The organism is Nonomuraea sp. NPDC001636 (assembly GCF_040298265.1).
In the GTDB taxonomy this organism is placed as follows: domain Bacteria; phylum Actinomycetota; class Actinomycetes; order Streptosporangiales; family Streptosporangiaceae; genus Nonomuraea.
In genome coordinates this window covers 18,874-31,906 of the sequence record NZ_JBEOZT010000045.1, presented here as the reverse complement: position 1 = coordinate 31,906, position 13,033 = coordinate 18,874, and the positions used below count along the sequence as shown (strand labels likewise).

Here is a 13,033-nt window from a genome sequence, read left to right as displayed (position 1 = left end):
GGCAACCACAGTTCTCGGCACCCCCGAAGCAGGAGGCCTCGTGATGACCACCACGCTGCACCCCGGCAAGGACGGAGCCGGGGTCGTCAGGCGCACCGTCCTGCCGGGCGGGCTCCGTGTGGTGACCGAGACCATGCCGACCGTGCGTAGCGTCGCGGTCGGCATGTGGGTCGGCATCGGCTCGCGTGACGAGGCCCCCGAGCACATGGGGGCCACCCACTTCCTCGAACACCTGCTGTTCAAGGGCACGCCCACGCGGGACGCGATGGAGATCTCGGCCTCCATCGAGGGCATCGGCGGCGAGATCAACGCCTTCACCGCCAAGGAGTACACCTGCTACTACGCGCGGGTCCTCGACGAGGACCTGCCCGTGGCGGTCGAGGTGCTCGCCGACGTGGTGACCAGCTCGCTGATCACCGAGGAGGACGTCGAGTCCGAGCGCGGGGTGATCCTGGAAGAGATCGCCATGCACGACGACGACCCGTCCGACGTGGTGCACGAGCAGTTCGCCGCCGCGCTCTACGGCGACTCGCCGATCGGCCGGCCCATCCTGGGCACGGTCGAGTCGATCAACGCCCTGGGCCGCGAGCGCATCGCCGAGTACTACCACCGGTACTACCGGCCGCGTACGACGGTGGTGTCGGTGGCGGGGAACGTGCGGCACGAGGAGGTCGTCGAGCTGGTCGCCCGCGCGTACGAGCGGGCGGGCGCGCTGGAGGGCCCCTACGAGTTCGCCCCGCCGCGCACCAGCGGTCCGGGCGCCGAGACCCGTTCCGGGGTCAGGGTGCTGGACCGGCCGACCGAGCAGGCCAACCTGGTGCTCGGCACGACCGGCATGTCCCGCACCGACGACCGCAGGTTCGCGCTCGGCGTGCTCAACGCCGCGCTGGGCGGCGGCATGTCCTCCCGGCTCTTCCAGGAGATCAGGGAGAAGCGCGGGCTGGCCTACTCGGCCTACAGCTACACCTCGGCCTACGCCGACACCGGGCAGTTCGGGATCTACGTGGGCTGCCTGCCCTCGAAGATCGACGACGTGCTCAAGATCTGCCGCGACGAGGTGTCCCGGGTGGTGGCCGAAGGCATCACCGCCGACGAGATCATGCGCGGCAAGGGGCAGATGCGCGGCGGGCTCGTGCTCGGGCTGGAGGACACCGGGTCGCGCATGTCGCGGATCGGGAAGAACGAGCTGGTCTACGACGAGCTGATGTCGGTCGACGAGGTGCTGGCGCGGATCGAGGCGGTCACCCCCGACGAGATCGGGGAGGTCGCCCGTGACGTCCTGAACCGGCCGCTCACGCTGGCCGTCATCGGGCCGTACGGGGACAAGGACTTCTCGGAGGCCATCGCCTGACCGGGTCCGCCCCGGACGGGGCTGTTGTCGAGGGGGAGAGCGGGATTCCGCTCTCCCCCTCTCTCTTTCGGGCGGTGCTTGGGAGGGGGTGGCGGGCGTAATAGGGTTGGGGGCGTGATCAGGGTTGGTGTGCTGGGCGCGCGTGGTCGCGTGGGCGTCGAGGTGTGCAAGGCGGTCGAGGCGGCGGACGACCTGGAGCTGGTGGCCGCGCTCGACAAGGACGATCCCGTCGAGGGGCTCGAAGGCGCCGAGGTGGTGGTCGACTTCACCCATCCCGACGTGGTCATGGGCAACCTGGAATGGGCCATCGCCCACGGCGTGCACCCGGTGGTGGGCACCACGGGGTTCGACGCCGGGCGGCTGGAGACCGTGCGCGGGTGGCTGGCGCGTTCGCCGGGCGTCAACTGCCTGATCGCCCCCAACTTCGGCATCGCGGCGGTGCTCATGATGCACTTCGCGCAGCAGGCGGCCCGCCACTTCGAGTCCGTCGAGATCATCGAACTGCACCACCCGAACAAGGCCGACGCCCCTTCGGGCACCGCCCGGCGTACCGCTGAGCTGGTGGCCGAGGCGCGCGGCAAGGCCGGGCTCGGCGGGATGCCCGACGCCACCAGCACCGCCCTCGACGGCGCCCGCGGCGCCGACGTCGGCGGGGTGCACGTGCACGCGGTGCGCCTGTCCGGGCTGATCGCCCACCAGGAGGTGCTGCTCGGCGGCGACGGCGAGATCCTCACCATCCGGCACGACACGATGAGCAGGTCGGCGTTCACGCCGGGCGTGCTGCTGGGCGTGCGCCGGGTGCGCGAGCTGCCCGGCCTCACCGTGGGCCTGGAGCCCCTGCTCGACCTGTGACCGCTGCACGACGTGCCCATGACCGCATGTGACTGGGGTCATGGGCACGTCGTGAGGAGAGGGTCCCGGCTCCGCACAGCCGGGCCTACGATCATCAACACTAATACGAGCGGCGTGGTCCACCCGAAACATGAGACCGTGTCGTCATGGTGCGATGGGCCGACCCGGGCGAGCTGGCCGGGCTGATCTCCGTGGAACTGGCCGCCGACAAGCTGTTCGAGCAGGCCGGCATAGTCTTCCCGCCGGGCACGACCATGGTCGAGGAGGTCACGGACGCGACCTCGGTGCTGGTCGAGGGCGACCCGCCGGCCGGGTTCGCGCTGATCGGCCGGGTCGACGGCAACCTGCATCTCGACCAGCTCGCGGTGCACCCCGACCACATGCGGCAGGGCATCGGCGGGCGCCTGGTGGAGGCGGTGGCCGACCACGCGCGGGCGGTCGGGGCGCCGGCGGTCACGCTGACGACGTTCCGCGACGTGCCCTGGAACGCCCCCTGGTACGAGCGGCACGGCTTCGCGGTGCTGCCCGAGGCCGAGTGGGGCCCGGAGCTGCGGGCGCTGGTGGAACACGAGCGCGAGCTGGGCATCGAGGTGGCGCCGCGGGTCGTGATGCGCCGATAGCCTGGGCGGGTGAGCCGGTTTCGTGATGAGTTGTGGCAGGTCGTCGGCGGTGTGTACGACCAGATCCTGGCCCACCCGTTCCTGTCGGGGCTGACCGACGGATCCCTGCCGCGGGAGGCGTTCCGCCACTACGTGGTGCAGGAGGCGCACTTCCTGCCCGACTACGCCAGGGCGCTGGCGGCGTGCGCGGCGCGGTCGCCGGAGCCGTCCGGCGTGCAGCGCTTCGCCCGCGACGCCGCCATGACCGTCGAGGTGGAGCACAGCCTCGTGGTGGAGCTGCTGGCCGCGTTCGGGCTGGACGAGGCCGACGCGCGCAAGACGCCCGCCGGGCCCACGACGGTCGGGTACACGTCGTACCTGGTGCGCACGTGCTCGCTGGGCACGTTCCCGGAGGCGCTGGGCGCGATCGTGCCCTGCTACTGGATCTACGCCCGGGTCGGCGAGACCCTGCTCGGCCGGTCCTCTCCCGACCCGCTCTACGCCTGGTGGATCGACACCTACGGCGGTGAGGGCTACCAGGAGACCGTGGCGGGAGTGCTCGACCTGCTGGACGGGCTGGCGCCGGCCGGCGAGGAACGGCTGCGGCTGCTCGACCGCGCGCTCACCACGGCCCGCTACGAGTGGATGTTCTGGGACGCGGCCTGGCGCCGGGAAGGCTGGCCATGCGGCTGAGGGACCTCCTCCAGGCCGACCAGCTCGCCCTGAAGGTGCTGACCGGGCACGACCTGCTCGACCGGCGCGTACGCGGCGTCGCCACGACCGACCTGCCCGACCCGGCCATGTTCGTCAAGGCGGGCGAGCTGGTGCTCACCGAGCTGACCTGGCACACCGGCCCGGCCTCCGCGCGTGACTTCGTCGCCAGGCTCGGGGACGTGGCGGCGCTGGTCGCCGGCACCGCGCTCAAGGTGCCCCCGGCCGACCTGCTCGACGCCTGCGCCGAGGCCGGGCTGCCGCTGCTCACCCTGCCGGTGGACGTGCCGTTCAGCCAGGTCACCGAGCACGTCCTGCGGGCCCTGATCGCCGAGCTGGGCACGCCGCCGCGGCCCGCGTACGCCGCCCGCAGGCGGCTGGCCAGCACCTTGGTCGACGGCGGCAGCCTCACCAAGCTCGTCACGGCGGTGGCGGGCGAGCTGGACGTGCCCTGCTGGGTGCTCTCGCCCACGGGCCGGGTGGTCGTCGGCTCGCAGCCGCTGGACGCCGCGGCCCGGCTGCGGCTGGCGCACACGTTCCTGACCGCGCGGTTCCTGCCCGGGATGGTGACGCAGGAGGACGGCACGACGCTGTCGGTGTTCCCGGTCAGCAAGGGGGCGCCGCACCGCATCGCCAACTGGTTCCTGGCGTACGCGGGGGAGCAGGTGCAGGGCGAGAACGAGGACCTGGTCGTCGAGCTGGCCGCGCTGGTGGCGCTGGAGCGCTCGCGGCTGGAGGCGGCGCAGCGCATCGAGCGGCGGGTGCTCGACCAGCTCCTGACGCTGCTGGAGTCGGGCGACGCGGCGCTGCCCGGCGTGGTGTCGCGGCTGCACACGCTGCACGTGGAGACCGAGCACGGACTGCTGGCCGTCGCCCTGTCGGCGCGGCTCGACGGCGGCGGCGACGAGGTCGCCGTGCCCGTGCTGGACGAGCTGCTGCGGCCGCTGGCGCCCGGCATCGTCACGGCCACCGGCCCCGCCGAGGCGGTCGCGCTCGTCCCGCTGGCGGGCAACACGGCCGACGAGCTGACGGCCCACGTGCTCAGGGGCGCGCGCACCCTGGAGGCGGGGCTCGGCCAGGGCCGCATCATGCTCGGGGTGAGCAGCGTGACGACCGGTCCGGCGGCGCTGAGCAGCCTGATCGAGGAGGCCAGGCACGCGCTCACGCTGGCCGGGCTGAGCGGCGACCGGGTCAGCGTGATCACCGGCGACGACGTCAGCTCCCACCGCACGCTGCTGGCCGCCATCCCTGGGGAGCTGCGCCGGGCGTTCCGGTCGCGGCTGCTGGGGCGGCTGGAGTCGTACGACGCGGCCAACCAGACGGACCTGCTGGAGACGTTGCAGGCGTACCTGGAGGAGTCGGGCTCGTGGGCGGCCACGGCCGAGCGCCTGCACGTGCACGTCAACACGCTGCGCTACCGGCTGCGCCGGATCGAGGAGCTGACCGGCAGGTCGCTCAACTCCTGGGACGAGCGGGTCGACTTCATGCTGGCACTCAGGATGCGCTGAGCCGCGCCCGCACCTCCTCCACGCCGGGGTTGACCAGGGCGGAGCCGTCCGGGAAGACGACCGTGGGGATGAGCCAGGAGCCGCCGTTGAGCTCGGCGATGAGGTCGACGGCGCCGGGGGTCTCGTCCACGTCGATCTCGGTGTACGGGATGCCGGCGCGGGAGAGCTGCGCCTTGAGCCGGTGGCAGTGACCGCACCAGGGAGCGCTGTACACGGTGATCATGTATTTCCGATTCGTTAGGTGGGTTTGACTCGTGGCGCAGGCGCCGAATACTCTCATGTGCCAACTGGAGTTTACCGGTAGACACTGCAGCTAGGCGGGTTGACCGGTCGTGTGAAAGTAGGGTCCCCCGGTGACCGATCTGCCTGTCTCCCGGCGTTCTGTCCTGCGGTCCGCCGCCTTCGCGGGGGCGCTCGCCGTGCTGCCCGGCCTGCTGTCGGCCTGCGGGCCGGGCGAGCAGGAGGCGGGGACGGCCGCCAAGAAGAGCATCGACGTCCTGCGCGTCGCGCTGCCCTCCTCCATCGGGTCGCTGGACGCGGCCAAGGAGGCGGGCATCATGAACTACGTCGTGGCCCTCCTCGTGCAGGAGTCCCTGGTCGGCGTCGGCCCGGACGGCAGCCTCCAGCCGTCCCTGGCCGAGTCCTGGGCCAGGAAGGACGCCACCACCTACGTCTACAAGCTGCGCCCCGGCGTGACCTTCTCCGACGGCAGCCCGCTCACCGCCGCCGACGTGGTCGCCAGCCTGAACCTGCACGCCAAGAAGGGCTCGACCACCGCCTTCGCCTACGCCTACGCCAACGTGGACACGATCGAGGCCACCGGCGACGCCGAGGTGACGATCAAGCTCAAGAGCCCCGACGCGGCGTTCGCCTGGGTGCCCACGCCCGGCACGCTGCTGGTGACCAGCGCGAAGTTCATCGAGGCCACCGGCGAGCGCATCGGCACGCCGGAGGGCAAGCTGCTGGGGACGGGGCCGTACAAGGTGGCCGAGTTCGCCCCCGACTCGCACGTCACGCTGGAGCGCAACGACGCCTACCGGGGCGGCCCGGGAGGAGGCGGCAAGCCGGCCTTCCGGCAGATCAGGATCGACTTCATCCCCGAGGAGTCCACGCGGCTGCTGGCCATGCGCGGCGACAACGTGGACGTCGCGCTCAACGTGCCCGCCGAGCAGATCGACCAGTGGAAGGCGGTGCCCGGCGCGCAGGTGCTGACCGCCGCCGACCGCTCGCTGGTCACGCTGGCCTTCAACACGGCCAAGAAGCCCTGGGACGACGTGCACGTGCGCCGGGCCGTCGCCCACGCCGTGGACCGGGAGGGCATCGTCAGGAGCGTGCTGCGCGGCCACGGCAAGGTCGCCACCGCCGTCCCGGACCCGGCCCAGTGGGGCGGCGTGCTGGAGGAGGCCGAGGTCACCGCCCTGTACGCGGCCATCCCCCAGTACGGCTTCGACCTGGCCCAGGCCAAGGCCGAGCTGGCGAAGTCGGCCACGCCGCAGGGGTTCGCCGACACGCTCACCTATCCGAGCAGCGGCCCGCAGCTCGGCCGGGCGGCGCTCACCCTGGCCGAGAACCTCAAGACCATCGGCATCACGCTGGAGGTCAAGGAGGTGCCGCTCGAACAGTGGATCGCCGACCTCGGCAAGCACGGCTCCGGCGTCTACCTCGGCTGGTACTTCGCCACCACCGGCGACCCCGCCGAGTACGTCCAGCAGCTCCTGCACGGCGGCGCCACCGGCGAGAACGGCACCAACATCGCCGAGTACGACAACGCCGAGGTGACCGGCCTGCTGGACCAGGCCAAGGCGGGCACCGACGACGCCGCCCGGGGCAAGCTGCTCGGCCAGGCGCTGGTCAGGGCGGCGGCGGACGTGCCGTACCAGCCGCTGTGGTGGGGCGAGGCGGCCACCGCGTTCGGCAGAGCGGTCACCGCCGAGGGCTTCGGGCCCTACTTCTTCGTCGGCCCGTGGGCGACGAAGGTGGCCGCACGCTGATGACCGACGCCACCTGCGCGAGCCGGGCGACCGGCACGCGCGACCCCATCGACGTGCATCAGGCGCTGGCCGGGATGCGCTATCCCGAGTCGGTGTCGCTGCACCCCGGCGGCGACCGCGTCGCCTGCGTGATCGACGGCGTCGCGTACGTCGTCGGGCTCGACGGCGCCATGGAGGCCGCGGGCGAGTGCCACGGCCCGGTCCGCTGGCTGCCCGACGGGCGGCTGCTGCGCACGCCGACGCCGTCCGAGCTGGCCGTCGACGGCTGGCGGGCCCGCGTGGACGGCGAGATCGAGGACCTGATCCCCGGCGACGACGGCACCGTCCTGGTCCGGCTGGCCGACCCCGGCAGCGAGCGCGACGGCAGCCACCTGGGCCTGCGCGTGCACGACCCGTCCGACCCCTTCGTCCTGACGCCGGGCGGCCGGCTGCGCCGCCTGGCCTGGTTCGAGATCGGCGACGACCGCCCGCGCACGCTCGCGCTGCCCGGCCTGACCGTGTGGGACGCCGACTGGCGCGGACGCCGCGCCCTGGCCGTGACCTCGGCGGACGAGACGCCCGCCGGCTACTACCGGCCCCGGCTCGACCTGGTCGAGGACGGCGAGGTGCGCACGTTGCACCGCACGTCCTGGCAGCTCGCCCGGCCCCGGCTGGCCCCGGGCGGACGGGCCGCCGTGGTGGTCGAGGGGCTGTCGATCGTCTCGGGCCGCGTCCTGCGGGCCGACCTGGTCACCGGGGAGGTCGCCTACCTGGGCGACCTGGACGACGTCACCGACCTCGGCTGGCTGGACGACGACACCCTGTGGTTCACCGGCTGGTCGGGCACCGGCGTGCACGGCGGGGTGCTCAGCGCCGCCGACGGCCGCGTCCTGAGCCGCTGGACGGCACGGGGAACGCTGGGCGGCCGCGACGGCCAGCCCTCGCTGTCCGTGGACCGCACCGGCACGGTGGCCGCGGCCTGCTGGGAGAGCCCCGAGCAGCCGCCCGAGGTCGCCGTGGCCGTCCTGCGGGAAGGCGGCTGGCGTCCGGTCACCGCGCTCAACGCCGGGCTGGCCGGGCTGGCGGCGCACCAGGAGGAGCTCACCTGGACGGGCCGCGACGGCCTGCCGGTCAGCGGCCTGCTGCTCACCACCCCCGGCGCCGGAGAGGGCCCCAGGCCGCTGGTCGTCATGGTGCACGGCGGGCCCACCTGGTTGTGGTCCAGCTCGTTCGCGCCCGCCGAGTCCAACCAGCTCGCCGTGCCGCTCGCGCACGCCGGCGCCGCCGTCCTGCTGCCGAACCCCAGAGGCAGCAGCGGCCGCGGCCAGGACTACGCCCGCGCGGTCATCGGCCAGGTCGGCGCGGCGGACCTGGACGACGTGCTGGCCGGCGTGGACCACCTGGTGGCCGAAGGCGTCGCCGACCCGGACCGGGCCGCGGTCATGGGCCTGAGCTACGGCGGCTACCTGACCGCCTGGGCCGTCACCCGCACGAGCCGCTTCCGCGCCGCCGTCGTCATGTCCGGCGTGAGCGACTGGCTGAGCTTCTCCACCGCCAGCAACCTCGCGGGCGGCTTCGACCCGCTCTACCACGCCGGTGCCGACCCGGCCACCGGCGAGGGACGCGAACGCCTGGCCGCCCGCTCACCCGTGCACCACGCCGCCGAGGCCGCCAGGGCCGCCACCCCGACCCTGATCCTGCACGGCGAGCGCGACCGCACCACCCCTCCCGGCCAGGCGGAACAGCTCTATCGTGCCTGGTCGGCGGCGGGCGTGAGCACTCAGCTGGTCCTCTACCCTCGGGAGGGTCACGAGCTGGTCGAGCCCGCCCACCGCAGGGACGCGGCGGAGCGCGTGATCGGCTGGCTGACCGGGGGCGGGGTGTTGTGATGGGCTGGGCCGGGTTCCTGCTGCGCAGGTCCGCGGGCACCGCGGCCGTCGTGCTGCTGCTGTCGGCCGGCGTGTTCGGCCTGCTCTACCTGGCCCCGGGCGACATCCAGCAGACCCTGCTCGGCACCCGTCCGGCCACCGCCGACACGATCGCCGCCCTGCGCGCCCGCTACCACCTCGACGACCCCGTCGCCGTCCAGTACCTGCGCTGGCTCGGCGGCGTGCTCGGCGGCGACCTCGGCACCTCCATCAGGACCGGCCAGCCGGTCGCCGGGATGCTCGGCGAACGCCTGCCGCGCACGCTCGTCCTGACCGGCTACGGCACGCTCCTGGCCGCGCTGATCGGCCTGCCGCTCGGCGTGCTGGGCGCGCTGCGCAAGGGCCGGGCGAGCGACCGCCTGGTGGTGACCGCCGGGGTGGTGGGGCTGAGCGCGCCGCCGTTCGCGGTCGGCCTGCTGCTGCTCGTGGTGTTCGCGCTGGGGCTCGGCTGGTTCCCCGTCTACGGCACGGGGGAGGGGTTCGCGAGCGAGCTGTGGCACCTGACGCTGCCCGCCGTCGCGCTGGCGGCCGGGGCGGCCGGGATGCTGCTGCGCTTCAGCAGGGCCGCGCTCGTCCGCGAGCTGGACCAGGACTACGTGGTCTTCGCCCGCGCCCGCGGCCTGAGCGCGCCCGTCGTGCTCGGCTACGCCATGCGCAACTCGCTGGTGCCCGTGCTGACCGCGGCCGGGCTCGTCGTCACCGGCATGCTCGCCGGGACCGTGCTGGTGGAGGTCACGTTCGCGCTGCCGGGGCTCGGGTCGCTGCTGGTCGACTCGGTCACCTTCAAGGACGTGCCGGTGGTGCAGGCGCTCGCGCTGCTGCTCACCCTCCTGATCGCCGCCGTCAACCTGCTGGTGGACGTCGCCTACTCGGTGGCCGACCCGCGCGTGCGGCTCGGCGGGGGCGCCTCGTGACCGCGCCCGCCCGTACGCGCGGGCGTGCCGTGATCCGCCGGTTCCCGATCGCCGTGCCGCTGGCGCTGGCCGTGCTCGTGGTCGTCGTGGCCGCCGCCGCGTTCGCGCCCTGGCTGGTCCCCGGCGCCACCGCGCAGGACCTGATGACCGGCATCTCCATGCCCGGCCCCGGCCACCCGCTCGGCACCGACGACCTCGGCCGCGACGTGCTGAGCCTGCTCGTCGCGGGCGCCCGCACCGCCGTGCCGGGGGCGTTCGCCGTGGCCGCCGGCTCCATGCTGATCGGCAACCTGCTCGGCCTGGCCGCCGGGTACTTCGGCGGCTGGACGGACACCCTGGTCATGCGCTGGGCCGACCTGATGTTCTCGCTGCCCGCGCTGCTGGTCGCGATCGTCGTGGCGGGCGTGCTCGGCGGCGGCTACGGCCTGGCCGTCGCCGTGCTGGTGGTGCTGTTCGCGCCCACCGACACGCGCGTGGTGCGCGGCGCCGTCCTGGAGCAGCGGCACCGGCCCTACGTCGAGGCGGCGCTGCTCAAGAACCTGTCGTCCTGGCGGATCATGACCCGGCACATCTGGCCGAACATCGTCCCGGTCAGCCTGGCCTCGGCCTTCCTGAACTTCGCCTTCGCCCTGGTCTCGCTGTCGTCGTTGTCCTTCCTCGGCCTGGGCGTCCCGGCCGGATCGCCCGACTGGGGGCGCACGCTGGCCGACAACCGCACCCAGCTGCTGGCCAACCCGTGGGCGGTCATCGCGCCCGGCCTGGCCGTGATCGTCACCGCCGCCGCGCTCAACCTGGTGGGCGACTGGCTGCACGAACGTTTCGAGCGGAGGGCCCGGTGACCATGCTGCGGGTGGCCGACCTGACCGTACGGCAGCCGGACACCGGCCGTACGCTGCTGTCGCAGGTGTCCTTCGAGGTCGCCGCCGGCGAGTCGGTGGCGATCGTGGGCGAGTCCGGCTCGGGCAAGTCGCTGACCGTCCGCGCGCTGCTCGGGCTGCTGCCCGCCGGGCTGGAGTCCACCGGCCTGGTCGAGATCGACGGACGGCGGGTCGACGACGACCCCAGGGCCAGGCGGCGGCAGCGCGGCGGCACGGTCTCGCTGCTCATGCAGGACCCGTTCACGCTGCTCAACCCCCTGCGCAGGGCCGGCAAGCAGATCGCTGACGGCCTGCCGGACGGCGCCGACCCGAGGACCGAGGTGCCGCGGCTGCTGGCCGAGGTGGGCCTGCCGGGCGAGGTGGCGGGCCGCTACCCGTTCCAGCTCTCCGGCGGCATGCGGCAGCGGGTGGGCCTGGCCTGCGCGCTGGCCGCCGCGCCGCGGATCCTGCTGGCCGACGAGCCGACCACCGCCCTCGACGCCACCACGCAGCGCGAGGTTCTTGCCCTCATCCGCCGCATCCAGCGCGAACGGGACATGACGTTCCTGCTCATCACCCACGACCTGCGGCTGGCGTTCTCGATGTGCGACCGGGTCGTGGTCATGTACGCGGGCCGGGTCATGGAGGTCGGGCGGGCCGCCGAGGTGCGCAAGGAGCAGCGGCATCCGTACACGCGGGCGCTGCTGGCCGCCGAGCCGCCCGCCGACCGGCGGCTGCCGGTCATCCCGTCCGTGCCGGGCTCGGTGCCGGCCCACGACGCGGTGGCCGGGCGCTGCGGGTTCGCCGACCGGTGCGCGCACGCGGGGGAGGAGTGCCGCGCGGGCGTCCCTGCCCTGGTGCCGGTGCCGGGCGCGGAGGTTCGCCTGTCGGCCTGCGTACGGGCCGCCGCGCTGCCCGAGGCGCCGCCGCCCCCGCCGGGCGTGCCGTCGCCGCCGCGCACCGCCGCCGCGCCCCTGCTGGCGGTGACGGGCCTGCGGAAGACGTACGCGGGCGCGTCGCGGCCGGCATTGGCGGGTGTGGACCTGACCGTGGCGCCGGGCGAGGTCGTGGCCGTCGTCGGCGAGTCGGGGTCGGGCAAGACCACGCTGGCCCGCTGCGTCACCGGCCTGGAACGGCCCGACGCGGGCGTCGTCACCCTCGACGGGCTCGACTGCTCCGACCACACCCGCCTGTCCCGCCAGGCGGTGCGCCAGGCCCGCAGGACGGCACAGATGATCTTCCAGGACCCGTACTCGACGCTCAACCCGGCGCGTACCGTCGGTGCGACGCTCAAGGAGGCGCTCGCCGCCGACGGACGCCCCGCGGACGTCGGCGCGCTGCTGCGCCTGGTGGGCCTCGACCCCGCGCTCGCCCGCAAGCGCCCGGCCGGCCTGTCGGGCGGCGAGCGGCAGCGCGTGGCCATCGCGCGGGCCGTGGCCGGCGAGCCCCGCCTGCTGGTCTGCGACGAGCCGGTCTCCGCCCTCGACGTCTCCGTGCAGGCGCAGGTGCTCACCCTGCTCGCCGGGCTCAGGGAACGCCTGGGCATGGGCCTGCTGTTCATCACCCACGACCTGGCCGTCGTCCGCCAGCTCGCCGACCGCCTGTACGTGCTGCGGGCCGGCGAATGCGTCGAGACCGGCGACGTGGACCGGGTGCTGGACGCCCCCGCCCACCCCTACACCCGCGAGCTGCTGGCCAGCGTGCCCGACGGAAGCAGCCGCTGGCCCGGCTAGTCGTAGGAGATCAGCGTGAGCATCCGGCAGCCGCGCTCGCCGGTGGAGTAGACGTGGTCGACCTCGGCCCCGAACCGCACCGCGTCGCCCTCGCCCAGCCGCACCGACCACGTGTCGCTCTCGACCGTCACCTCGCCGGACACCACGTAGGCGTGCTCCACGGACCCGTGCCCGTGGGCGCTCCTGGCGCTGCGCGTCAGCGGCGGCAGCTCGCCCTCGGCCAGCTCGAACCGCCGCCGGTCGGCCGCGGCGAACAGGCCGCGCACGGTCGTGTCGCCCACCGCCACCGGCCGGCCCTCGCTCCTGCGCAGCACCTCGGGCTCGGCGAGCCGGGTACGGGTCAGCTCGGCGAAGGTGAGCTCCAGCGCCCCCGCCAGCCGGGTCAGCACCTCGATCGTCGGGTTGGCCACGCCGCGCTCGATCTGTGAGATCAGCGCCTTGCTCACCCCGGTCAGCTCGGCCAGCTCGCGGACGCTGAACCCCCGGGCCAGCCGCGTGCGCCGCAGGTTGCCCGCCAGCGCGCCGCGCACCCCGGCGGCCTGCCCGTTGGTGACCGCGAGTTCCTGCCGCACGTGGTGAGTCCTTCCTGTCCCGGCGTCCACCACCATCA

At 73.9% G+C, this 13,033-nt stretch carries 12 protein-coding genes; 10 read left to right on the top strand and 2 right to left on the bottom strand.

The genetic code is table 11. The features are described from left to right. Positions 1-43 precede the first annotated feature (43 nt). The 5 genes from ABT158_RS47135 to ABT158_RS47115 all read left to right on the top strand — a co-directional run bounded on the left by ABT158_RS47135 (position 44) and on the right by ABT158_RS47115 (position 5,021). Complete coding sequence (locus tag ABT158_RS47135) at positions 44-1,351, top strand: M16 family metallopeptidase (RefSeq protein WP_352365321.1); 1,308 nt, start codon at positions 44-46, stop codon at positions 1,349-1,351. Between the two features lie 114 nt (positions 1,352-1,465). Continuing rightward, on the top strand, positions 1,466-2,203 hold the full coding sequence (gene dapB, locus ABT158_RS47130) for a 4-hydroxy-tetrahydrodipicolinate reductase (protein WP_352365319.1): 738 nt from the start codon (positions 1,466-1,468) through the stop codon (positions 2,201-2,203). Positions 2,204-2,349: 146 nt separating this feature from the next. Then, on the top strand, positions 2,350-2,823 hold the full coding sequence (locus ABT158_RS47125) for a GNAT family N-acetyltransferase (RefSeq protein WP_352365317.1): 474 nt from the start codon (positions 2,350-2,352) through the stop codon (positions 2,821-2,823). A 9-nt stretch (positions 2,824-2,832) separates the two neighbouring features. Then, positions 2,833-3,495, top strand: a complete 663-nt coding sequence (locus ABT158_RS47120) for a TenA family protein (RefSeq protein ID WP_352320742.1) — start codon at positions 2,833-2,835, stop codon at positions 3,493-3,495. After that, positions 3,486-5,021: a PucR family transcriptional regulator gene (locus ABT158_RS47115; protein ID WP_352365315.1), complete on the top strand. Its 1,536-nt coding sequence runs from the start codon at positions 3,486-3,488 to the stop codon at positions 5,019-5,021. Before ABT158_RS47120 ends, ABT158_RS47115 begins: the two co-directional genes overlap by 10 nt. Here the strand turns inward: ABT158_RS47115 and ABT158_RS47110 are convergent. Next, positions 5,008-5,244 carry a glutaredoxin domain-containing protein gene (locus tag ABT158_RS47110; RefSeq protein ID WP_352365313.1) on the bottom strand — a complete coding sequence of 79 codons (237 nt, stop codon included), beginning with the start codon at positions 5,242-5,244 and terminating at the stop codon, positions 5,008-5,010. The two genes, ABT158_RS47115 and ABT158_RS47110, sit on opposite strands and share 14 nt — an antisense overlap. Before the next feature lie 130 nt (positions 5,245-5,374). Here ABT158_RS47110 and ABT158_RS47105 point away from each other — a divergent pair, with 130 nt between their 5' ends. From ABT158_RS47105 to ABT158_RS47085, 5 genes are read left to right on the top strand one after another with little or no spacing between them, the layout of a single operon-like run. Next, the gene (locus ABT158_RS47105; RefSeq protein ID WP_352365311.1) at positions 5,375-7,012 is read left to right on the top strand and encodes an ABC transporter substrate-binding protein; all 1,638 of its coding nucleotides are present in this window, start codon (positions 5,375-5,377) and stop codon (positions 7,010-7,012) included. After that, entirely contained in the window at positions 6,985-8,880 is a 1,896-nt protein-coding gene (locus ABT158_RS47100) for a S9 family peptidase (protein ID WP_352365309.1), read from the top strand. Before ABT158_RS47105 ends, ABT158_RS47100 begins: the two co-directional genes overlap by 28 nt. Beyond that, positions 8,880-9,833: an ABC transporter permease gene (locus ABT158_RS47095; protein ID WP_352365307.1), complete on the top strand. Its 954-nt coding sequence runs from the start codon at positions 8,880-8,882 to the stop codon at positions 9,831-9,833. The genes ABT158_RS47100 and ABT158_RS47095 overlap by 1 nt, the downstream gene beginning before the upstream one ends. After that, positions 9,830-10,672 (top strand): ABC transporter permease, encoded by an 843-nt coding sequence (locus ABT158_RS47090; RefSeq protein WP_352365305.1) that lies wholly within the window; start codon positions 9,830-9,832, stop codon positions 10,670-10,672. Before ABT158_RS47095 ends, ABT158_RS47090 begins: the two co-directional genes overlap by 4 nt. 2 nt (positions 10,673-10,674) lie before the next feature. Then, entirely contained in the window at positions 10,675-12,423 is a 1,749-nt protein-coding gene (locus ABT158_RS47085) for an ABC transporter ATP-binding protein (protein WP_352365360.1), read from the top strand. Here ABT158_RS47085 and ABT158_RS47080 read toward each other — a convergent pair. Next, positions 12,420-12,995, bottom strand: a complete 576-nt coding sequence (locus tag ABT158_RS47080) for a helix-turn-helix domain-containing protein (protein WP_352365303.1) — start codon at positions 12,993-12,995, stop codon at positions 12,420-12,422. The genes ABT158_RS47085 and ABT158_RS47080 overlap by 4 nt on opposite strands. Positions 12,996-13,033 lie beyond the last annotated feature (38 nt).

What these genes read in the sequence shown, in the direction of transcription:
- ABT158_RS47135 (WP_352365321.1), top strand. Translation starts at nt 44, where the DNA reads ATGACCACCACGCTGCACCCCGGCAAGGACGGAGCCGGGGTCGTCAGG.
- ABT158_RS47125 (WP_352365317.1), top strand. Translation starts at nt 2,350, where the DNA reads ATGGTGCGATGGGCCGACCCGGGCGAGCTGGCCGGGCTGATCTCCGTG.
- ABT158_RS47115 (WP_352365315.1), top strand. Translation starts at nt 3,486, where the DNA reads ATGCGGCTGAGGGACCTCCTCCAGGCCGACCAGCTCGCCCTGAAGGTG.
- ABT158_RS47110 (WP_352365313.1), bottom strand. Translation starts at nt 5,244, where the DNA reads ATGATCACCGTGTACAGCGCTCCCTGGTGCGGTCACTGCCACCGGCTC.
- ABT158_RS47095 (WP_352365307.1), top strand. Translation starts at nt 8,880, where the DNA reads ATGGGCTGGGCCGGGTTCCTGCTGCGCAGGTCCGCGGGCACCGCGGCC.
- ABT158_RS47085 (WP_352365360.1), top strand. Translation starts at nt 10,675, where the DNA reads ATGCTGCGGGTGGCCGACCTGACCGTACGGCAGCCGGACACCGGCCGT.